The sequence below is a fragment of the Isoptericola jiangsuensis genome, from assembly GCF_002563715.1.
GTDB lineage: Bacteria > Actinomycetota > Actinomycetes > Actinomycetales > Cellulomonadaceae > Isoptericola > Isoptericola jiangsuensis.
Genome location: NZ_PDJJ01000001.1, coordinates 4,020,422 through 4,041,252, shown reverse-complemented (window position 1 = coordinate 4,041,252; position 20,831 = coordinate 4,020,422). Strand labels below are relative to the sequence as shown.

Annotated in this window: 15 protein-coding genes and 2 pseudogenes; 6 read left to right on the top strand and 11 right to left on the bottom strand. The window is 74.1% G+C overall.

All coding sequences use genetic code 11. The features are described from left to right. Positions 1 to 211 precede the first annotated feature (211 nt). From ATJ88_RS17955 to ATJ88_RS17940, 5 genes and pseudogenes are all read right to left on the bottom strand, one after another. Positions 212 to 901 (bottom strand): hypothetical protein, encoded by a 690-nt coding sequence (locus ATJ88_RS17955; RefSeq protein ID WP_098465012.1) that lies wholly within the window; start codon positions 899 to 901, stop codon positions 212 to 214. Between the two features lie 106 nt (positions 902 to 1,007). Further along, the gene (locus ATJ88_RS17950) at positions 1,008 to 1,790 is read right to left on the bottom strand and encodes a PA domain-containing protein (protein ID WP_098465011.1); all 783 of its coding nucleotides are present in this window, start codon (positions 1,788 to 1,790) and stop codon (positions 1,008 to 1,010) included. Positions 1,791 to 2,454: 664 nt separating this feature from the next. Continuing rightward, positions 2,455 to 2,823 (bottom strand): annotated as a pseudogene (locus ATJ88_RS19170) (S8 family serine peptidase); the annotation flags it as partial. A gap of 73 nt (positions 2,824 to 2,896) precedes the next feature. Then, a pseudogene (locus ATJ88_RS19165) lies at positions 2,897 to 2,992 on the bottom strand (hypothetical protein); the annotation flags it as partial. A 1,909-nt stretch (positions 2,993 to 4,901) separates the two neighbouring features. Continuing rightward, entirely contained in the window at positions 4,902 to 5,168 is a 267-nt protein-coding gene (locus ATJ88_RS17940) for a hypothetical protein (RefSeq protein WP_098465010.1), read from the bottom strand. Positions 5,169 to 5,956: 788 nt separating this feature from the next. Here ATJ88_RS17940 and ATJ88_RS17935 point away from each other — a divergent pair. Next, the gene (locus ATJ88_RS17935) at positions 5,957 to 9,643 is read left to right on the top strand and encodes a S8 family serine peptidase (RefSeq protein WP_098461808.1); all 3,687 of its coding nucleotides are present in this window, start codon (positions 5,957 to 5,959) and stop codon (positions 9,641 to 9,643) included. Positions 9,644 to 9,746: 103 nt separating this feature from the next. On the opposite strand, the gene ATJ88_RS17930 is transcribed toward ATJ88_RS17935, so the two are convergent. Further along, the gene (locus ATJ88_RS17930) at positions 9,747 to 11,024 is read right to left on the bottom strand and encodes a beta-ketoacyl-[acyl-carrier-protein] synthase family protein (protein WP_098461807.1); all 1,278 of its coding nucleotides are present in this window, start codon (positions 11,022 to 11,024) and stop codon (positions 9,747 to 9,749) included. Between the two features lie 140 nt (positions 11,025 to 11,164). After that, positions 11,165 to 12,025, bottom strand: a complete 861-nt coding sequence (locus ATJ88_RS17925) for a TetR/AcrR family transcriptional regulator (protein ID WP_211287423.1) — start codon at positions 12,023 to 12,025, stop codon at positions 11,165 to 11,167. 160 nt (positions 12,026 to 12,185) lie between these two features. Between ATJ88_RS17925 and ATJ88_RS17920 the strand changes: the two genes are divergently transcribed. The 3 genes from ATJ88_RS17920 to ATJ88_RS17910 all read left to right on the top strand — a co-directional run bounded on the left by ATJ88_RS17920 (position 12,186) and on the right by ATJ88_RS17910 (position 15,634). Beyond that, complete coding sequence (locus ATJ88_RS17920; RefSeq protein WP_098465009.1) at positions 12,186 to 13,238, top strand: ATP-binding cassette domain-containing protein; 1,053 nt, start codon at positions 12,186 to 12,188, stop codon at positions 13,236 to 13,238. Continuing rightward, complete coding sequence (locus ATJ88_RS17915; RefSeq protein ID WP_098461802.1) at positions 13,235 to 14,059, top strand: ABC transporter permease; 825 nt, start codon at positions 13,235 to 13,237, stop codon at positions 14,057 to 14,059. Before ATJ88_RS17920 ends, ATJ88_RS17915 begins: the two co-directional genes overlap by 4 nt. 87 nt (positions 14,060 to 14,146) lie before the next feature. Then, on the top strand, positions 14,147 to 15,634 hold the full coding sequence (locus ATJ88_RS17910; protein ID WP_098465008.1) for an APC family permease: 1,488 nt from the start codon (positions 14,147 to 14,149) through the stop codon (positions 15,632 to 15,634). Positions 15,635 to 15,741: 107 nt separating this feature from the next. On the opposite strand, the gene ATJ88_RS17905 is transcribed toward ATJ88_RS17910, so the two are convergent. The 3 genes from ATJ88_RS17905 to ATJ88_RS17895 are packed head-to-tail and all read right to left on the bottom strand — an operon-like array spanning position 15,742 to position 18,682. Beyond that, the gene (locus ATJ88_RS17905; protein ID WP_170023707.1) at positions 15,742 to 17,109 is read right to left on the bottom strand and encodes an MATE family efflux transporter; all 1,368 of its coding nucleotides are present in this window, start codon (positions 17,107 to 17,109) and stop codon (positions 15,742 to 15,744) included. After that, the gene (locus ATJ88_RS19090; RefSeq protein ID WP_098465006.1) at positions 17,106 to 17,756 is read right to left on the bottom strand and encodes an acyltransferase; all 651 of its coding nucleotides are present in this window, start codon (positions 17,754 to 17,756) and stop codon (positions 17,106 to 17,108) included. Before ATJ88_RS19090 ends, ATJ88_RS17905 begins: the two co-directional genes overlap by 4 nt. Then, positions 17,756 to 18,682 carry a glycosyltransferase gene (locus tag ATJ88_RS17895; RefSeq protein ID WP_098465005.1) on the bottom strand — a complete coding sequence of 309 codons (927 nt, stop codon included), beginning with the start codon at positions 18,680 to 18,682 and terminating at the stop codon, positions 17,756 to 17,758. Before ATJ88_RS17895 ends, ATJ88_RS19090 begins: the two co-directional genes overlap by 1 nt. Before the next feature lie 366 nt (positions 18,683 to 19,048). Between ATJ88_RS17895 and ATJ88_RS18475 the strand changes: the two genes are divergently transcribed. Continuing rightward, the gene (locus tag ATJ88_RS18475; RefSeq protein ID WP_170023705.1) at positions 19,049 to 19,405 is read left to right on the top strand and encodes an ArsR/SmtB family transcription factor; all 357 of its coding nucleotides are present in this window, start codon (positions 19,049 to 19,051) and stop codon (positions 19,403 to 19,405) included. Continuing rightward, positions 19,402 to 20,127 carry a hypothetical protein gene (locus ATJ88_RS17885; protein WP_098465003.1) on the top strand — a complete coding sequence of 242 codons (726 nt, stop codon included), beginning with the start codon at positions 19,402 to 19,404 and terminating at the stop codon, positions 20,125 to 20,127. Before ATJ88_RS18475 ends, ATJ88_RS17885 begins: the two co-directional genes overlap by 4 nt. Before the next feature lie 26 nt (positions 20,128 to 20,153). Here the strand turns inward: ATJ88_RS17885 and ATJ88_RS17880 are convergent, their stop codons facing one another. Then, entirely contained in the window at positions 20,154 to 20,675 is a 522-nt protein-coding gene (locus ATJ88_RS17880) for an O-acetyl-ADP-ribose deacetylase (RefSeq protein ID WP_098465002.1), read from the bottom strand. Positions 20,676 to 20,831: the final 156 nt, after the last annotated feature.

Here is a 20,831-nt window from a genome sequence, read left to right as displayed (position 1 = left end):
GACGTCGTCACCGCCGCCCGCCGACGACGGCACGGCACGCCCTGGTCGACGCGTTCGGGTTCGGCGGCCACAGCTCCGCCCTGGTGCTGTCACGGGACTGACCCCGACCCCCTGGACGCAACGAGCGTGCTGGGTCGGTACCTCAAACCGTGGTTTGAGGTACCGACCCAGCACGCTCGTTGCAGCAGAGAGAGGGGGGACAGGCGTCAGCTCAGGCCGAACGCCCGCACCACCTCCTGCGTGACCGCGTTGCCCGCGTCGTCGTGCCGTCGTGTCGCAGCGACACCGACCCGCCACCCTTCGGGGTGCTCAGCTGCGCGGTCCAGTCGTCACCGGAACGCTCGACGGTCACGGGCGACCACGTGGCGCCCTCGTCGTAGGACACCTCGAGGGCGACGTCCGTCACGGTGCCCGCGCCGACGGCGCCCACCGGGTGCGCGACCTCCAGGCCGACCGTCGTCCGGCCGCCGGCACGCACGGTGCCGTCGAGACCCGTCGCGACGTCGTAGCCGATCCCGAGCAGCGGCAGCGTGCCGACGGCACGGTCGGTGACGAACGTCCACGCCGACGCGGTGCGTGTCGACCAGGCCCACGTCGTGGGCTCGACGGTCGTGTCGAGCTCGTAGCGGTACGTCTGCGGCCCGGCGGCGTCGGTCCGGGACCACGAGATCGACTGCGACGCTCCGGAGCGCAGCAGCGTGTCCCCGAGGCGCGACGCGATCTTGCGGCCCGACCCGAACGAACCGGTGAGCTCGCCCGGACCGGACGCCGTCGGCGTGTTCATCTTGAGGATCGTGCCGGTGTTGTTCGCCAGCCAGAAGCCGTCGCCCTGGCGCGGCGCGGTGACGCCGAACCAGTCGATCGTCTGCCCCGCGGTGTAGCGGGTCTGGAGGTCACGCACCTCCGACCGTTCGCCGCGTCCACGGCGGCGAACCACGCGGCACCCGCACCCACGGCTGCCGGGCTGAGGTAGGTGACGTGCTCGGAGGCCGACTCCCAGGCCTGGCTCATGCCGAGGCACTTGAGCAGGAACGTCGAGCAGTCGTAGCGCAGGAGGTTGAGCGGGCGCGCCTCGGTGTCCGCGAACCGGTCGGTGGGACCGCGAGGTCGCCCGTGCGGGGTGCGACGACGAGGTCCGCGGGCGCCGAGCCCTCCCACGTGCGCTGGTAGTCGTACGCGTAGCCCGGGTAGGCGTCGGCTGTGCCCCGGATCGACGCGGTGCCGGCGGACAGCAGCCGCTCGCCGTCGGCGGCGCTGACCGACACCGTCGGCACGGTGCCGCCGGCGAGGTCGAACAGGGTGCCCGGGCCGTCGTTGACGACGACGAGCAGGGCGGCCCCGGCGTCCCGTGCCGCAGCGGCACGGGCGAGCGGGGTGACCGTCGCGCTCCTCGTCACGACCAGCGCCTTGCCGGCCGCGTCCACGGCCGCGACCTCGGCGGGCGTGCCCGTCCCGGCGGCGACGACCTCCAGGTCGACCTTCCCGTCGAGGCGGGTGCTGCGCGACTGGTAGACGGTGTCGAGCGTCCACGACGACGGCGTGTGCGCGCGGACCTCGAGCAGCGGCGCGAGACGGGACCAGCGGGCCGTCAGGTAGTACGGCCCGTCGGGGACGTCCCCGGTGGGCAGCACCCACGCCTCCGCGCCGGGGGCGACGGGCGTCGACATGCCGAACGGGATGCCGCCGGAGGGCGCGTGGTACCAGTCGACACGACCGGCCTGCGCGACGCTGGGGCGCGGGGTGTCGAGCCGCACGGGGGTGGCGTCGCGGGCGTCGAGCACGACGTGCACGTCCCCGTCCTCGACGGCGACGTGCGGCTCGGCCAGCCAGTACAGACGGTCGGTGCCGTCGTCGTCGGCGTAGCGCCAGCTTGGTGGACACCGCGAGGGTGCGCGGCTCCACGCGCTTCGTGGCGATGCGGCCGTCGGCGTCCGCCTGCTCCGTGCGGAACACGCCGTTGGTGTAGTCGTAGACGAGCACCTCGGCGCCCGCGACCGGCGCACCGGACGTGCCCAGGACGGTGACGTCGACGTCGTACTTCTCGACCTCGCGGCTCAGGCCGGTGCCGGTGCGGGCCACGACGGTGCCCGCAGCGTCGGTCGCGACGACCTCGCCCAGGTAGTGGCCGGTCACGGGGCGTCGGCGAACGACGCGGTGGCGTCCACCGTGGCGGTGCCGTGCGCGGGGACGACGACGTGGTCGGCGGAGAGCCGCACCACGTCGGCGGACCGTCGGAGGTGGTGGACAGGTCGAGCGCGAGCTCGGCGTCCGTGTCGTTGAAGTAGGTGATGGTGCGGGTCTGCGGCGTGGGATCCGGGTCGCCCCAGGTGGCAGGCCGAAGAAGACGGACCCGGTGGCGGACACGTCGTCGAGCGTCGCGGGGACGTCGAGGCGGCCCGTGCCGACCTCGTACAGGCTGCCGTCGACCTCCGTGGCGGACGACATGAGGGCGTCCTTGAGGCGCTGCGCGCCCCAGTCGGGGTGCTCGACGGCGAGCAGCGCGGCGGCGCCCGCGACGTGCGGCGTCGCCATGGAGGTGCCGCTCATCGTCGTGTAGTAGCCGGACCCGCGGGTGTGGTGGGAGCGGGCGGCGGTGATGTTCACGCCGGGGGCGGCCATGTCGGGCTTGAGGCCCTCGTCGAGGCCGCGCGGGCCCTGCGACGAGAAGGAGGCGAGCCGGTCGTCGTCGTCCGTCGCGGCGATCGTCAGGGCGGCGTCCGCCGTGCCCGGGCTCGTCACGGTGCCGGGGGCGCCGGAGTTGCCGGCCGCGACGACGAACAGCACGTCGTGCTCCGCGGACAGCGCGTTGAGGGACTGCGCCATCGGGTCGGTCTGGTCGGTGAGGGGCGTCGTCGCCGAGGCTCATGCTGACGACGTCCGCGTCGGCCTCGGTGGCGGCCCACTCCATGCCGGCGATGATCCACGAGTCGAGGCCGTAGCCGTTGTCCGCGAGGACCTTGCCGACCGCGAGCTCGGCGCCCGGCGCGACGCCGGTGTTCTTCCCGTCGCTGGCCGCGCCGGACCCGGCGACGGTGGAGGCGACGTGGGTGCCCGTGCCCGGCGCCGTCGGCGACCTCCTGGCCGGGGACGAACGAGGCGGTGGTCACGACGGCGTCGGCGAGGTCGGGGTGGTCGAGGTCGACGCCGGTGTCCAGGACGGCGACGCGGGCGCCGGTGCCGTCGTTGCCCGCGGCCCACGCCTCGGGCGCGCCGACGAGCGGGACGGAGACGTCGAGGGTCGCGGAGACCCGACCGTCGAGCCACAGCTTGGTCCAGCCGCCCACGAGGGTCCCGGGCGCGGTGGCCGACCGGGTGCCGCGCGTGGTGGCGGCGCCGGTGACGGCGGCCCAGAAATCGCTCGCCTCGTCCGCGTCGGTGCGCAGCGCGGCGCCGTCGACCGACGGCAGGTCGAGGGTCTTCGTGCTGCCCGCGGGAGCCTTCGGGGTGCTGCGCAGCCGCGCGGCGTGCTGCGCGATGACGGGGATGCCGCCGGAGGCGTCGTCGTAGCCGTACTCGACGAGGTCGGTGACGTTGAACAGCTCCCGGTCCAGCGCGTCGGAGGCGAGGTACGGCAGCGCCGCGTCGGGCACGACGTAGGTGTCGCCGTCGACGACGAGGGTCTGCGCCGGGCGCGGTGGATCCCGGTGCGGGGTCGACCGTGATCGCCTCCTGGCCGTCCGTCGTCGTGGCGACGTGGACGACGTCGCCGGTGACGAGCGTGACCGTGACGGTCTCGCCGGTGGACGCGCCGGCGGTGGCCGCCGAGGTCGAGCCGTTGTCGGTGGGCGGGGTCGCTCCCCAGCGGGGAGGACTCCCACCGCCAGCACGGCTCCCGCCGCGGTCGCGGCGATCCCGGCTCGGACGAGTGGTCGCATGGTGGCGCCTTTCGCCGAGAACTGTTCGGTGCCTCGGGACACTTTCAGGCAACACGTGGCGGGCACAATGGCGGAGACTGGCGAGAATGCGCCATGACGGGAACCCGCAAGGACGGTCCCCGGCAGGGAGGGGTGCGAGAGATGACGGACGGCAGCGTGCCGGGCGACGACGTCGGCGACCTCCTGGGCACCGCCGCCGGGCTGTCGGCCGACCTGCTCGCCGGTCTACCGGCTGCTGGTCGCGACGCCGGGCGCGTCGGCGGGTCACGTCGCCGCGACCCTGGACGTCCCGCGGGGCGCCGCCCGCGAGCGCCTCGCCGCGCTCGCCGAGCGCGGGTTCGCCAGCGTCTCGGCGCGTCCCGACGACGGTGGCGACACCGGTGACGACGACGTCCGGTACGTGGCCGCGCCACCGTCGGTGGTGCTGGGCGGGCGCCTGGCCGCGCACGAGGTGGCGGTGCGGCGCGCGCAGGCGGAGCTCGACACCCTGGAGGAGATGTACCGGCACGCGGGTGCGGAGGGTGGCGCCGACGACGTGGTGCAGGTGGTGCGCGGCGCGGCCGAGGTGGCGCACTGGTTTCGCGCCGGGGTGCAGTCCGGGCGCGGCGCGCGGCCGAGGTGCGGGGCCCGTTTCGGTTGCAGCACCCGGTGGCGGTTGACCCGGATCGCGGGACGAGGAACCACGTGGAGGAGCGAGCTGGTCCGGCCGGGGGCGTGCGGTACCGGGTGCTGGTTCGAGCAGGGCCGGCGCTGGGACCCGTTCCCGGGCGGGCTGGGACGCCGTTCGCGGCCGGGCGCTGCGGGCCGGGGAGTCGGCGCCGGGTGGATCGACCGCCGCTGCCGCTGGCGCATTGGTGATCCGCCGGACGACGGCCTGGCGCTGCTGCCGGGTTGCTCAGCGCGCCGGAGCGGGGCGTCCGCGGGCGGGCGATGGCTGGTACCGGGCCGGAAGCGCGCTCCTCACGGGCCTGGATCCGGCGCCTGTTCGGACACCCTGTGGGGGGGGCACGGCGCGCTGGCCCCCCGTCATCCTGCCGACGCGCCGTCCGGGTGTGCCGGTCCGGTCGGGGGTGGCCGCCCACGACCCGACGACGGGCACACCGGACGGCGCGTCGAGGATGACGGGGCCGCGCGCGTCCACAGGGTGTCGAACAGCGCGATCAGGCCCGTGAGGAGCGCGCTCGGCCGTACCAGCATCGCCGCCGCGGACGCCCGCTCCGGCGCGCTGAGCACCGGCAGCAGCGCCAGGCCGTCGTCGGCGATCACCATGCGCAGCGGCAGCGCGTCGATCACCCCGCGCCGACTCCCCGGCCCGCAGCCCGGCCGCGACGCGTCCAGCCCGCCGGGACGTGTCCAGCGCCGCCTGCTCGAACAGCACCCGGTACCGCACGCCCCGGCGGACCAGCTCGTCCTCCACGTGGTTCTCGTCCGCACCGGTCACCGCCACCGGGTGCTGCACGAACGCCCGCACCTCGCCGCGCGCGCCCGACTGCACCCGCGCGAACCAGTGCGCCACCTCGGCCGCGCCGCGCACCACCTGCACCACGTCGTCGGCGCCACCCTCCGCACCCGCGTGCCGGTACATCTCCTCCAGGGTGTCGAGCTCCGCCTGCGCGCGCCCGCACCGCCACCTCGTGCGCGGCCAGGCGCCCGCCCAGCACCACCGACGGTGGCGCGGCCACGTACCGGACGTCGTCGTCACCGGTGTCGCCACCGTCGTCGGGACGCGCCGAGACGCTGGCGAACCCGCGCTCGGCGAGCGCGGCGAGGCGCTCGCGGGCGGCGCCCCGCGGGACGTCCAGGGTCGCGGCGACGTGACCCGCCGACGCGCCCGGCGTCGCGACCAGCAGCCGGTAGACGGCGAGCAGGTCGGCCGACAGCCCGGCGGCGGTGCCCAGGAGGTCGCCGACGTCGTCGCCCGGCACGCTGCCGTCCGTCATCTCTCGCACCCCTCCCTGCCCGGGGACCGTCCTTGCGGGTTCCCGTCATGGCGCATTCTCGCCAGTCTCCGCCATTGTGCCCGCCACGTGTTGCCTGAAAGTGTCCCGAGGCACCGAACAGTTCTCGCGAAAGGCGCCACCATGCGACCACTCGTCCGAGCCGGGATCGCCGCGACCGCGGCGGGAGCCGTGCTGGCGGTGGGAGTCCTCCCCGGCTGGGGAGCGACCCCGCCCACCGACAACGGCTCGACCTCGGCGGCCACCGCCGGCGCGTCCACCGGCGAGACCGTCACGGTCACGCTCGTCACCGGCGACGTCGTCCACGTCGCCACGACGACGGACGGCCAGGAGGCGATCACGGTCGACCCCGCACCGGGATCCACCGCGCCGGCGCAGACCCTCGTCGTCGACGGCGACACCTACGTCGTGCCCGACGCGGCGCTGCCGTACCTCGCCTCCGACGCGCTGGACCGGGAGCTGTTCAACGTCACCGACCTCGTCGAGTACGGCTACGACGACGCCTCCGGCGGCATCCCCGTCATCGCGCAGCACGCCGCGCGGCTGCGCAGCACCCCGAAGGCTCCCGCGGGCAGCACGAAGACCCTCGACCTGCCGTCGGTCGACGGCGCCGCGCTGCGCACCGACGCGGACGAGGCGAGCGATTTCTGGGCCGCCGTCACCGGCGCCGCCACCACGCGCGGCACCCGGTCGGCCACCGCGCCCGGGACCCTCGTGGGCGGCTGGACCAAGCTGTGGCTCGACGGTCGGGTCTCCGCGACCCTCGACGTCTCCGTCCCGCTCGTCGGCGCGCCCGAGGCGTGGGCCGCGGGCAACGACGGCACCGGCGCCCGCGTCGCCGTCCTGGACACCGGCGTCGACCTCGACCACCCCGACCTCGCCGACGCCGTCGTGACCACCGCCTCGTTCGTCCCCGGCCAGGAGGTCGCCGACGGCGCCGGGCACGGCACCCACGTCGCCTCCACCGTCGCCGGGTCCGGCGCGGCCAGCGACGGGAAGAACACCGGCGTCGCGCCGGGCGCCGAGCTCGCGGTCGGCAAGGTCCTCGCGGACAACGGCTACGGCCTCGACTCGTGGATCATCGCCGGCATGGAGTGGGCCGCCACCGAGGCCGACGCGGACGTCGTCAGCATGAGCCTCGGCGACGACGCCCTCACCGACCAGACCGACCCGATGGCGCAGTCCCTCAACGCGCTGTCCGCGGAGCACGACGTGCTGTTCGTCGTCGCGGCCGGCAACTCCGGCGCCCCCGGCACCGTGACGAGCCCGGGCACGGCGGACGCCGCCCTGACGATCGCCGCGACGGACGACGACGACCGGCTCGCCTCCTTCTCGTCGCAGGGCCCGCGCGGCCTCGACGAGGGCCTCAAGCCCGACATGGCCGCCCCCGGCGTGAACATCACCGCCGCCCGCTCCCACCACACCCGCGGGTCCGGCTACTACACGACGATGAGCGGCACCTCCATGGCGACGCCGCACGTCGCGGGCGCCGCCGCGCTGCTCGCCGTCGAGCACCCCGACTGGGGCGCGCAGCGCCTCAAGGACGCCCTCATGTCGTCCGCCACGGAGGTCGACGGCAGCCTGTACGAGGTCGGCACGGGCCGCCTCGACGTCCCCGCGACGCTCGACGACGTGTCCGCCACCGGGTCCGTCTTCTTCGGCCTGGCCACCTGGGGCGACCCGGATCCCACGCCGCAGACCCGCACCATCACCTACTTCAACGACACGGACGCCGAGCTCGCGCTCGACCTGTCCACCACCTCCGACGGTCCCGCCGACGTGGTGCGGCTCTCCGCCGACCACGTCGTCGTCCCCGCGCACGGCACCGCCACGGTGGACGCCACCGCGTCGTTCGCCGACGCCCCCGTGACCGGCCACTACCTGGGCGAGGTCGTCGCGACCGACGCTGCGGGCACCGTCGTGGCCCGCACCGGCACCGGCCTGAGCCGCGAGGTCGAGAAGTACGACGTCGACGTCACCGTCCTGGGCACGTCCGGTGCGCCGGTCGCGGGCGCCGAGGTGCTCGTCTACGACTACACCAACGGCGTGTTCCGCACGGAGCAGGCGGACGCCGACGGCCGCATCGCCACGAAGCGCGTGGAGCCGCGCACCCTCGCGGTGTCCACCAAGCTGCGCTACGCCGACGACGACGGCACCGACCGTCTGTACTGGCTGGCCGAGCCGCACGTCGCCGTCGAGGACGGGGACGTGCACGTCGTGCTCGACGCCCGCGACGCCACCCCCGTGCGGCTCGACACCCCGCGCCCCAGCGTCGCGCAGGCCGGTCGTGTCGACTGGTACCACGCGCCCTCCGGCGGCATCCCGTTCGGCATGTCGACGCCCGTCGCCCCCGGCGCGGAGGCGTGGGTGCTGCCCACCGGGGACGTCCCCGACGGGCCGTACTACCTGACGGCCCGCTGGTCCCGTCTCGCGCCGCTGCTCGAGGTCCGCGCGCACACGCCGTCGTCGTGGACGCTCGACACCGTCTACCAGTCGCGCAGCACCCGCCTCGACGGGAAGGTCGACCTGGAGGTCGTCGCCGCCGGGACGGGCACGCCCGCCGAGGTCGCGGCCGTGGACGCGGCCGGCAAGGCGCTGGTCGTGACGAGGAGCGCGACGGTCACCCCGCTCGCCCGTGCCGCTGCGGCACGGGACGCCGGGGCCGCCCTGCTCGTCGTCGTCAACGACGGCCCGGGCACCCTGTTCGACCTCGCCGGCGGCACCGTGCCGACGGTGTCGGTCAGCGCCGCCGACGGCGAGCGGCTGCTGTCCGCCGGCACCGCGTCGATCCGGGGCACAGCCGACGCCTACCCGGGCTACGCGTACGACTACCAGCGCACGTGGGAGGGCTCGGCGCCCGCGGACCTCGTCGTCGCACCCCGCACGGGCGACCTCGCGGTCGTCACCGACCGGTTCGCGGACACCGAGGCGCGCCCGCTCAACCTCCTGCGCTACGACTGCTCGACGTTCCTGCTCAAGTGCCTCGGCATGAGCCAGGCCTGGGAGTCGGCCTCCGAGCACGTCACCTACCTCAGCCCGGCAGCCGTGGGTGCGGGTGCCGCGTGGTTCGCCGCCGTGGACGCGGCGAACGGTCGGGAGGTGCGTGACCTCCAGACCCGCTACACCGCGGGGCAGACCCAGACGATCGACTGGTTCGGCGTCACCGCGCCGCGCCAGGGCGACGGCTTCTGGCTGGCGAACAACACCGGCACGATCCTCAAGATGAACACGCCGACGGCGTCCGGTCCGGGCGAGCTCACCGGTTCGTTCGGGTCGGGCCGCAAGATCGCGTCGCGCCTCTACCTGGGGGACACGCTGCTGCGCTCCGGAGCGTCGCAGTCGATCTCGTGGTCCCGGACCGACGCCGCCGGGCCGCAGACGTACCGCTACGAGCTCGACACGACCGTCGAGCCCACGACGTGGGCCTGGTCGACACGCACCGCGTCGGCGTGGACGTTCGTCACCGACCGTGCCGACGTCGGCACGCTGCCGCTGCTCGGGATCGGCTACGACGTCGCGACGGGTCTCGACGGCACCGTGCGTGCCGGCGGCCGGACGACGGTCGGCCTGGAGGTCGCGCACCCGGTGGGCGCCGTCGGCGCGGGCACCGTGACGGACGTCGCCCTCGAGGTGTCCTACGACGAGGGCGCCACGTGGTCGCCCGTGACCGTCGAGCGTTCCGGTGACGACTGGACCGCGCAGCTGAGCACCCCGAAGGGTGGCGGGTCGGTGTCGCTGCGCACGACGGCGCACGACGACGCGGGCAACGCGGTCACGCAGGAGGTGGTGCGGGCGTTCGGCCTGAGCTGACGCCTGTCCCCCCTCTCTGCTGCAACGAGCGTGCTGGGTCGGTACCTCAAACCACGGTTTGAGGTACCGACCCAGCACGCTCGTTGCGTCCAGGGGGTCGGGGTCAGTCCCGTGACAGCACCAGGGCGGAGCTGTGGCCGCCGAACCCGAACGCGTCGACCAGGGCGTGCCGTGCCGTCGTCGGGCGGGCGGCGGTGACGACGTCGAGGTCGATCTGCGGGTCGAGGTCGTCGAGGTTGAGGGTCGGCGGGACGACGGCGTCCCCGGACGCCCCCGGAGCGTCGAGCCCTGCGGTGCCGGTCGGCCCCCTGCGGCTCCCGGGACTCGCGAGACCACCCAGCCCACCGAGCGCCGCGAGGACGCCGAGCGGTCCGGACGCGCCGAGCAGGTGCCCGGTGGACGCCTTGGTGGCGGTGACGGGCGGGGGGTCGCCGAACACGGCGCGCAGGGCGCGGGCCTCGTTGACGTCGCCGGCGGGGGTGGAGGTGGCGTGGGCGTGCACGAACCCGACGTCGGCGGGCGTCAGGCCCGCGGAGCGGAGGGCGAGGCCGACGGTGCGCGCCTGGTTGCCGGGCTCGCCGCCGACGATGTCGTGGGCGTCGGAGGTGAGGGCGCCGCCCTCGACCACGCCCCGGACGCGGGCGCCGCGCGCGCGGGCGTGCTCCTCGGCCTCCAGGACGAGCAGCACGCAGCCCTCGCCCATGACGAAGCCGTCGCGGGCGACGTCGAAGGGTCGGGACGCCCGTTCGGGCTCGTCGTTGCGGGTCGACATGGCGCGGGAGCGGGCGAACGCGGACACGCACAGGTCGACGACCGTGGCCTCGACGCCGCCGCAGACGACGACGTCGGCGTCGCCGTCGCGGATCATGGACCGGGCGGCGAGGATCGCCTCGACGCCGGCGGCGCAGGCGCTGACGGGGGCGCGCGCCCCGGCCTTCGCGCCCAGGTCGATCGACACCCAGGCGGCGGGGCCGTTGTTCATCACCATGGTGACGGCGTGCGGGCTGACGGCGCGGTGCCCCTGCTCCTTGAGGAGCAGGTGCTGGCGCAGCGTGGTGCCGAACCCGCCGTTGGCGGTGCCGATCGCGACGCCGAGGCGTTCCGGCTCGACGTCGGGGGCGCCCGCGTCGTCCCAGGCCTGCCGGCCGGCGACGAGCGCGAGCTGTTCCCCGCGGTCGGTGCGCCGCTGCTCGCGCACCTGGAGGGCGTCGGCGAACCGGTCGTCGACGAGCGCCCCGATCCGGACCGGCACGTCGGCGGGCCAGTCGGCGTCGAGGGCGCCCACCCCGGACCGGCCGGTGCGCAACCCCTGCCACGTCTCGTCGAGCGTGAGGCCGAGGGGCGTGACCGCCCCGATCCCTGTGACCACCGTCCGTCGCACCTGCGGGCACCTCCGTCGCCGGGCGGCCCTGCGTAGGCGGGGCCGTTCGTACCCCACCCTGCCCTATCGGGACGGCCGGGCTCCAGTGACACGCGCAAGCCTGTGACCTGCGATGTTGCGCCATGGAAGGGTCCGGTTCGTCAGGTGGTGGGGGGTCGGTCGGGATCGGCGGGTGCGGGGACGGGGCTGTCGACGGCCCCGCCGGTGCGGCGCCGGAGGTACACCTCGATCCCGTCGAGCACGACGCCGATCCCGAACGCGATGTCGTCCGTGGGGCTCGCGGGGGGAGCGTCCTGCGGGTCCCACGCCGCGGCGGCCGCGAACAGGTGGGGGTAGTGCTCGGGGGTCGCCAGGCTGGTGAGGAGCTTCTCGAAGTCGTAGTAGAGGTTGGCGCGGTCGACGGCGTCGGGGTCGAGGTCGGCGTCGGGGACGTCGGGTGCGACGCCGGTGGTGGCCCGCACCGTCGCGACGGCGGCACGGCGGGTGTCGACCTGCACCTGCGCCTCGCCGAGGACGTGCTGGGCGAGCAGCCCGAGGATGCCGAGCTTCTCGTCGAACGGCAGGGGGACGCCGGACAGCGCCTCGAGCGCCTGGTCGAACCAGCGCAGCCGGTGCGGGCCGGGGAGCGCGGTGGCCAGGGGCAGGTCGAGGTACCAGGGGTGCGCGACGACGAGCTCGATCTGGAGGCGGGTCCACCGTTCGAGCCCGGCGCGCCAGCCGAGCCCGGGCGTGAGGTCGGGCAGGAGCGCCGCGACCCGGTCGGTGAGCAGCACGAGCAGCTCGTCCTTGCTGCTGACGTGGCGGTAGAGCGCCATGGGGGAGCAGCCGAGGGTCTCGGCGACGCGTGCCATCGACACCGCGTCGAGCCCGTCGGCCTCGGCGAGCTCGAAGGCGGTCTCCACGATCCGTTCGGCGCTGAGCGCGGGCTTGGGGCCGCGCCGGGGGCGGGGCTGGCGGCCCCAGAGGCGCTGCATCGTGAGGTCGGTCGGGTCGGTGCTCATCGGGTCCATCGTGCCCTGCCCCGGGGGTGGGTGTCCGTCGCGGGGCCGCGACGTGGCGCGAGACGCGGCTCTTGACGCGCCCCCACGCACTGTGTATAGCATCCACAGTAACGCGTAGACCATAAACAGTTTGTTGCCGACGCAGATCGAAGGAGTCACCATGACCGACCCCGCCGACGTCGTCGTCCGCGCCGAGGCCCTCACCAAGGCCTACGGCACCGGCCGCCGGCGCAAGACCGTCCTGAGGGGCGTCGACCTCACGCTGCACCGCGGCGAGGTCCTCGCCCTCCTCGGCCCGAACGGTGCCGGCAAGACCACCACCGTCCGCATCCTCGCCACCCTCCTGCCGCCCGACTCCGGCTGGCTCACGGTGGCCGGGTACGACGTCGTCACCCAGGCGCGGCACGTCCGCGAGCGCATCAGCCTCACCGGCCAGCACGCGGCCGTCGACGACAAGCAGACCGGCCGCGAGAACCTCGCGATGATGGCCCGGCTCTCCCACCTGCCGCAGCGCACCGCGCAGGCACGCGTCCTCGACCTCCTCGACGCGTTCGACCTCGCCGACGTCGCCGACCGGCAGGTCGGCACGTGGTCCGGCGGCATGCGCCGCCGCCTCGACCTGGCCGCCGGACTCGTCACGCGTCCCGAGGTGCTGTTCCTCGACGAGCCCACCACCGGCCTGGACCCCCGCTCCCGCCTCGCGCTGTGGGAGGTCGTGCGCGAGGTCGTCGCGCAGGGCACCAGCCTGTTCCTCACCACCCAGTACCTGGAGGAGGCCGACCGGCTCGCCGACCGCGTCGCCCTGGTCGACGGCGGCCGGGTCGCGGCCGAGGGCACCCCGGGCGAGCTCAAGCGGCGCGTCGGGGAGGCGGGGCTCGACCTCGTGCTGGCCGACGCCGACGACGCCGACCGGGTCGTGCGCGCGCTCGGGGCCGCCGGGGTCCCCGTGGTCACCGAGAGCGCGGTCCGTGTGCGCGTGCCCACCGACGGCAGCGTCGGCGGGGTGCGCGAGCTCCTCGGCCGGGTGGAGGCCACCGACGTCACCCCGCTGCGCTGGGACCTCACCGCCCCTACCCTCGACGACGTCTTCCTCACCCTGACCGGCCGGCACGCCCGCGGCGTCGACCCCGCCCGGTCCGGGGGTGACGGCCCGCCGGACGACGACGGTGCCGCGCCCGCGTCCGCCCGGACCGCGACGGAGGTGGCGGCATGACCGCGCTCACCCTGCCCGCCCGTTCCGACGCCCCCGTCGGTGCCGTGCGCGGCCTCGTCGCCGACCTCGGGGCCATGGCCGCGCGTGCCGTCCGCCTCACGGTCCGCGACGTCGACTCCATGATCACGGCGGCCGTCCTGCCGGTGGTCATCCTGCTCATGTTCACGTACGTGTTCGGCGGGGCGATGGACGTCGGCACGTCGTACATCACCTACGCGACGCCCGGCATCATCCTGCTCGCCGCCGGGTTCGGCGCCGCCAGCACCGCCCTGTTCGTCGAGCGCGACATGTCGGGCGGCATGATCGACCGCGTCCGGTCGATGCCCGTCGTCGCGTGGACCGTCCTGGCGGGGCACGTCGCGGCCAGCCTGGTGAAGAACCTCCTCACCACGGCGATCGTCTTCGCCGTCGCGTGGGCCGTCGGGTTCCGACCGACCGCCGACGTCGCCGGGTGGCTCGGCGCGATCGGCGTCCTCGTGCTGTTCCTGCACGCCATCACGTGGTCGGCGGTGCTGGTGGGCGTCCTCGTCCGCTCGCCCGACGCCGCGAGCGGCTTCACGTTCGTCGTCATGTTCCTGCCGTACGTGTCGAGCGCGTTCGTGCCCGTGGAGTCCATGCCGACCTGGCTGCGCGGGTTCGCCGAGCACCAGCCCGTCACCCCGGTCATCGAGTCCGTCCGGGGCCTGCTCGTGGGCGGCACGCCCGGGGCTCCCACGGGTGACGCCCTCACCGACACGATCGTGCTCGCCGTCGCCTGGTGCGTGGGCCTGTCGGCGGTGTTCGCGGCGGCCTCCGCCGCGGCGTTCCGCCGGCGTCGCTGACCGCTCGACGCGCGCGATCCCGCGTCGGCGGGTTTCATGGACGACGGAATCCCGACATCCGGGACCAGGTGGACGAGGAGGTCGGCCATGAGCCGGACGACCGAGGCACCCGAGCAGAGCGGCGACCCCGCCGAGCCCGGGCTGAAGCGAGTCATGGGGCGCAAGCTCCTGCTGCTGTTCATCGTCGGGGACATCCTCGGCACGGGCGTGTACGCCCTGACGGGGCAGGTCGCCGGCGAGGTGGGGGGTGCGGCGTGGGCGCCGTTCCTCATCGCGTTCGTCGTCGCGACGATCACGGCGTTCTCGTACCTGGAGCTCGTCACCAAGTACCCGCAGGCGGCCGGTGCGGCGCTGTACACGCACAAGGCGTTCGGCATCCACCTGGTGACCTTCGTCGTCGCGTTCATGGTGATGAGCTCGGGGATCACGTCGGCGTCCACGGCGTCCAACGCGTTCGCCGGGTTCCTCAACGACGGGTTCGGCCTGGGGATGGCGGACGGCTCGACGCCGTTGCTGCTCATCGCGCTGGGGTTCATGACGCTGGTCGCCCTGGTGAACTTCCGCGGCGTGGGGGAGAGCGTCAAGGCGAACGTGGTGCTCACCCTCGTGGAGCTGTCGGGTCTGCTGCTCGTCATCTTCGTCGGCCTGTGGGGCGTCACCCAGGGGCGTGCGGACTTCTCGCGCGTCGTCGTGTTCGAGTCGGGCGACGACAAGTCGGTGTTCCTCGCCGTCACGGCCGCAACGACGCTCGCGTTCTTCGCGATGGTCGGGTTCGAGGACTCCGTCAACATGGCCGAGGAGTGCAAGGACCCCGTCAAGGACTTCCCGCGGGTCATGCTCACCGGCCTGTCCGTCACCGGGCTCATCTACGTCGCGGTCGCCATCACCGCGGTGGCGCTGGTGCCCGTCGGCGACCTCACCGACCCGACGAAGGCGTCCGCGCTGACCCAGGTGGTGGCGGCGGGCGCCCCGAACCTGCCGTTCGACGTCATCTTCCCGTTCATCGGCATGTTCGCCGTCGCGAACTCGGCGCTCATCAACATGCTCATGGCGTCGCGCCTGCTGTACGGGCTCGCCAACCAGGGGGTGCTGCCGCGCGCGTTCGGCCGCGTGCACCGCACCCGGCAGACGCCGTGGGTGTCGATCGTCGTGACCACGCTCATCTCCTACGGCCTGATCACCTACGTGGTGCGCCAGAGCGGCACCGAGGCCGGGTCCGACGCGATCGCGCTGCTCGGTGGCACGACGTCGCTGCTGCTGCTCGTCGTGTTCACCGTGGTGAACGTCGCCCTGCTGGTGCTGCGCCGCCGGCCCGTCGAGCACCAGCACTTCCGCACGTGGACGCCGCTGGCCGTCGTCGGGGCGCTCACGTGCGCGTTCCTCGCGGGGCCCTGGGCGCGCAGCGCCGAGCAGCAGGAGCAGTACCTCATCGCGGGCGCGCTCGTCGCCGTCGGCCTCGTGCTGTCGTTCTTCACCTGGCTGTACCGCCGCACGGCCAAGCACGAGAAGATCCACTTCGAGCACGTCGAGGACCTCGACACCGACAAGCCGCAGGCGGGCTACCCGAAGCGCTGACCGGTCCGTCCGTACGACGAGCGTGCCAGGAGCTCCTCGCAGCCTGTGGACGAGGAGTCTCCCGGCACGCTCGTCGCGTCCGCGGGGTCGCGGGGGCGACGTCCGGGTCAGGTGACGACCAGGTCGCGCAACCACCGCCGCGACCGGATGCGCGCGCCCGCGACGACGATCCGCACGGCCTCCTCCAGCAGGGGCACGGCGAACAGGACGAGGGCGGACGCCCCGGCGACGTCCCGCAGCAGCCACGCGACGGGCAGCAGCAGTCCCCACTGCGCCCCGGCGTCGAGCAGCAGGCAGAACCGCACCTCGCCGCCGGCGCGCAGCACGCCGAGCACCATGACCATGCCGACGCTCTTGAGGACGAACCCGGCCGCCATGAGGTCGAACATGTCGCCCGTGAGGTCGCGGGTGGCGGGTGACAGCTCGGGGAAGAGCGCGAGCAGCGGTGACTTCAGCGCCCACGTGAGCACCGCGGTGCCGAGCCCGACGACGACGCTCCCCGCGACCAGCAGCCGCGCCTGCCGGTACGCGCCGGTGAGGTCGCCCGCGCCGATGCTGCCGCCCACGACCACGGCGGCGGCGTTCGCCAGCCCGATCGTGAACGCCAGCGCCAGCGACTCGACGGGGGACAGCACCGCCAGCGCCGCCGCGGCCGACAGGCCCGTGCTGCCCACCAGGGCGTAGAACGCGAACGACCCCAGCGCCCACAGGGTGCTGTTGCCCGCCGCGGGCAGGGACAGCGTCAGCAGACGCCGCACCTGCGGGGCGCGGATCGCCCGCAGCTCCGCCCGCGGGAACCGGGACAGGGCGTGCCGCCGCAGCCGCAGGTGCAGCGCCAGGCCCGCCGTCTCGACGACGGCGCTCGCGAGCGTGCCGTACGCCGCGCCGACGATGCCGAGCGCGGGCGCCCCCAGCAGGCCGAAGATCAGCACCGCGTTGAGGCCGACGTTCAGCACGACGCCCGCCACGGCCCACAGGGTCGCGACGCCCGGCTGCCGCATGACGCGCAGCCCGGCCGCGACCGACGACGTCCAGCAGAACAGCAGGAACGTCGGTGCGACGACCCGGAGGAACTCCGCGCCGCGCCCGACCACGGTCGGCGAGTCCGTCCCGAGGGCGACCACCTGCTCCGGCACGGTGAGGAACGCCAGGCAGGCGAGCAGCCCGCACACGCTCGCCGTCGCCCAGGTCAGCCACACCGTCTGGCGCAGCGGCCGCTCCCGGTCGGCGTCCCGGCGCCCCCAGACCTGAGCCCCGACCTGCGCGCCGCCGATGGTGAACCCGACGAGGAAGATCGTCACGACGAACGTCGCCCGGCCCGCGATGCCGATCGCGGCGACGTCGACCTCCGCCTGGGAGCCGAGCATGGCGGCGTCCACGATGCTCTTCGAGGAGAACACGACCGTCTGGAGCGTCACCGGGACGGCGATGCGCCAGAGCTGGCGGGCGGTGGGGCCCGTCAGCGTGCCGATCACAGCCGCTTGACGACGCGCGCCGGGTTGCCGACCACGACGGCGCCCGCCGGGACGGACTCGTGGACGACGCTCTGCGTGCCCACCACGGCGCCCGCGCCGATCTCGACACCCTTGAGGATCGTGGCGCCCGCGCCGATCCACGCGCCCGCCCCGATCCGGACCGGCGCCGACCGGGTGCGGGCCGCCTCGCCGGGCTCGCCCCGCCCCCGCAGCGGGTGGCCGCTCGAGTCCATCACCGTCACCATCGGCCCGAAGATCACGTCGTCCCCGATCTCCACCAGGTCGTACGCGACCACGGCGACACCCTGGAGCACCACCCGGTCGCCGACGACGATCCGTCCCGGCGGGCCGTCGTTCACCTTGATCGACGACAGCTTGACCGGCTGGCTGGGGAACGCCGGGGCGACCCCCGACTCGACGTAGCAGCCCGCCCCGAGGGTGATCGCCCCGCGGAAGGCCCGGCGACCCGCTGCCGGGACGCCCGCCTCCAGGTCCGTCGCGTGGGTGAACGCGACCCGGGGGACGTCGCAGAACACCGTGCCGTCACCCACCGTCACGCCGTGCGCGGTGAGGGTGGCGGCCACCGAGCCGCCGGTGACCGGCCAGTCGGGCCGGGTCAGGTAGTGGTTCTCGTAGTAGACCGGCATCAGGCGTCCGACCCTTCCGGGCCGGCCGTCGCCGACGACGCGGGACGATTCCCGCTCTTGCGCTCCACGTCCATGAGGATCACCTTGTTGAGCGAGTACTTCTCGTTCTGGAGGTCCTTTCCGTAAAAGCTCGTGGTCCACAGGTCGTACTTGCGGTGAATTCTTTCCGCCGCGGTCGCCGACGACTCCTTGAGGTCGCTGACCTCCTTCGCGTGCGGCCAGTGGAACGACCGCGCCGACCGGTCCATGACGAACCGGTCGCCGAGCTGGAACAGGCGCACGCCCAGGTCCACGTCCTCCCCGCCCCAGCTCGTGAACGACTCGTCGAACAGGCCCGCCCGCAGCAGCTCGGACCGCTCGGCGGAGGCGTGGCAGGTCCAGAACACGTCGAACGGCGCGGGCCAGGAGCCGATCGCGTCGCCGAGCTCGGCGTACTGGCGCTCGCGCACGTCGAGCGCCCCGGCGGCGTGCAGGTGCGCGATGGTGGCGTCGGCGTCGGCGTGGTCGACGGCGGCCATGACGCCGTCCATCGAGGGGTCGACCTCGAAGCCGTACACGTACCCGACGACCGCCGTCGGGTACGTGGAATCGCGGTGGATCCGCAGGTGGGCGGCCAGGGTGCCGGTCGCGAGCAGCACGCCGGTGTCGACGTACACGACGTACCTCCCGGACGCGATGGCCGTGCCGATGTTGCGGGCCTTGCCCGCGCGGAACCCGGCGTCCTCCTGCCAGAAGTACGTGACGTCGAGGACGTCAGCGAACTCCGCGACGACGGCCTCGGCGTCGTCGCTGCCGCCGTCGTCGACGACGATCACCTCGAACAGGTCGCGGTCGAGGGTCTGACGGCGCAGCGCGTCGAGCGTGTGCCGCAGGAGGAGGGAACGGTTGTAGGTGGGGATGACGACGCTGATCTCGACGGTGCTCATCGGTGGCTCTCCGGTCCTGGCGACGATGGTCTTCTCGCATGGGCCGGACGCGCCGTGGAAAAGGAGAGGAGGGCAGCACGAAGAATGCTGCTGCGGGACGGTGGTCCCTTGTCGACGACTTCTCCGACCCGACCGGCCCATCCCTGGGTGAGGCATTCCGGACACTATCCTCGGACGCTGCCGATATCCACCCGATCTCATTCTGCGATCATTCGAGGAATGAAAAGCCTTTTCGTATCCGCATTCGGGTGCAGCACGGCCTGGCCCCTGCCGGCACGGCGCCGAGGAGTCATGGAAGGAAACCTAACAAACTGGTCGCCGATGCGCGAGCGAGGGGCTGGTCCGGCCCTCCTGTACTATTTCGGTGTGACGCGAAATAACGAAGAAGCGGCGAGCGGACTGTTCGCCGCGCTCGCGCACAGCGGGCGGCGCGAGATCCTGCGCTACCTGCGCGACCGGGACTTCGTCCGCGCCGGCGACATCGGCGCGGCGCTCGCGATCGGCCCCAGCACCCTGTCTGGGCACCTCAAGGTGCTCCGGCAGGCCGGGCTCGTCGAGTCCCGCCGACGCGGTACCGAGATCCAGTACCGACTCCGGATGAGCCTCGTGGACGAGGCGATCCTGGCCCTCATGGCCCTGCGCCGCGAGCAGGAGGCCACGGGCCCCGACGACCCCGAGGACGCCTCGTCCGCCACGGACGAGCGAGAGGAGCCGATCCGATGAGCACGACGCACAGGACCCCGGACGCCCCGGGCGACACCGCACCGCCGTGGCTGATGATCCCCTGGCCCGGGGCCGCGATCGCGCTGGCCGCCGTCGCGGCGATGGTGACGACCTCGATCGTCGCCTGGCCGGAGATGTCCGCCGAGATCGTCACGCGCGCCGCCGACGGACGGCACGGCGAGAGCGTGTCGAGCCGCGCAGTCACGGCCGTCGCCCTCCCGCTGGCGCTGCTCGGGCTGACGGCCCTGCTGTCCGTCGTCCCCCGCCTCGACCACGAGCTCCTCCACCGCACGCCGCTCGGCCAGGAGCGCGATCCGGAGCGGGCGCGACGCGTCCTCAGCTGGACGCTCGGCGGGCTGTCGATCGTCCTGCTCGTCCTGCACGTCGGCCTCGTCTCGCAGCACACCGGGGACGACTTCCCCCTGGAGCAGGCGGTGGCCGGAGCTGTCGGCGTCCTCCTGGTCTGCCTGGGTGCGGCGCTGCCCCTGGCGGCGCCCGGCGGGCGGTTCGACGGGCGCGTCGAGCGCTTCCGGGCCGCGCTCGGGCCCGCCTACCGGGCCGCGGCGTTCGTCCTCGTCCTCGGCGGCGTGGCCACGGTGGGCGCCGCCGTCGTCTCCGCGCAGGCGGCGATGGTGACCGCGGTGACCGCGGTCCTGCTCACGTTCCTCGTGGTGGCCGGACTGGCGCTGGGCCGTCTGCGGTCGCGCCACGGGGAGAACTGAGAGCGACACTCGTCGCCGCCAGGTCGTCAGGCGGTCAGCGCCGCCTCGAACATCGCCAGGACGTCGGCGGTGAACAGCACGAAGCGGACCTCGTCGATCGCGGCCGGGTTCTCACCGTGCCACGTGCGGACGGCGTCGACGGCGATCCGGGCGACGTCGGCCGGATCCCAGCCGTAGACGCCGGCGCCCACAGCGGGGAACGCGACCGTACGGGCCTTCGCGTCCGCGGTGACGTCGAGCGACCGTGTGAAACAGGACGCGAGGCGGCGCGGACTCGTCTGCCCGCGGTGTCGGTTCGGGCCCACCGTGTGCACCACCCAGGCCGCGGACAGGTCGAAGCCCGGTGTCACGACGGCGTCCCCGACGTCGAGCCCGTCCGGCAGCGTGGAGCGGCGCAGCTCCTGGCATGTCGCCAGCAGCCGCGGACCGGCCGCGGCGTGGATCGCGCCGTCCACCCCGCCCCCGCCCAGCAGCGTGGAGTTCGCCGCGTTGACGATCGCCTCGGTCGTGGCGGTGGTGATGTCGCCCTGCTCGGCGGTGATGCGCATGGTGGCCTCCTGTCGGCGAGGGCCCCGGCCGCAGCGCAGGGCGGCGTGCTGTCCAGGTCGTCCTTCGACCGTAGGTCCTGACGCGCCGCACGAAAAGTCCGGCCCATCTGACCGGCCGCGCGCCGCGCGCTGGACGGATGCCGTGTCGACGCGGAC

Bases quoted from the DNA above. Each gene is read 5' to 3' on its own strand.
- ATJ88_RS17935 (WP_098461808.1), top strand. From the start codon at position 5,957: ATGCGACCACTCGTCCGAGCCGGGATCGCCGCGACCGCGGCGGGAGCC.
- ATJ88_RS17925 (WP_211287423.1), bottom strand. From the start codon at position 12,025: ATGAGCACCGACCCGACCGACCTCACGATGCAGCGCCTCTGGGGCCGC.
- ATJ88_RS17920 (WP_098465009.1), top strand. From the start codon at position 12,186: ATGACCGACCCCGCCGACGTCGTCGTCCGCGCCGAGGCCCTCACCAAG.
- ATJ88_RS17915 (WP_098461802.1), top strand. From the start codon at position 13,235: ATGACCGCGCTCACCCTGCCCGCCCGTTCCGACGCCCCCGTCGGTGCC.
- ATJ88_RS17910 (WP_098465008.1), top strand. From the start codon at position 14,147: ATGAGCCGGACGACCGAGGCACCCGAGCAGAGCGGCGACCCCGCCGAG.
- ATJ88_RS19090 (WP_098465006.1), bottom strand. From the start codon at position 17,756: ATGCCGGTCTACTACGAGAACCACTACCTGACCCGGCCCGACTGGCCG.
- ATJ88_RS17895 (WP_098465005.1), bottom strand. From the start codon at position 18,682: ATGAGCACCGTCGAGATCAGCGTCGTCATCCCCACCTACAACCGTTCC.
- ATJ88_RS17885 (WP_098465003.1), top strand. From the start codon at position 19,402: ATGAGCACGACGCACAGGACCCCGGACGCCCCGGGCGACACCGCACCG.
- ATJ88_RS17880 (WP_098465002.1), bottom strand. From the start codon at position 20,675: ATGCGCATCACCGCCGAGCAGGGCGACATCACCACCGCCACGACCGAG.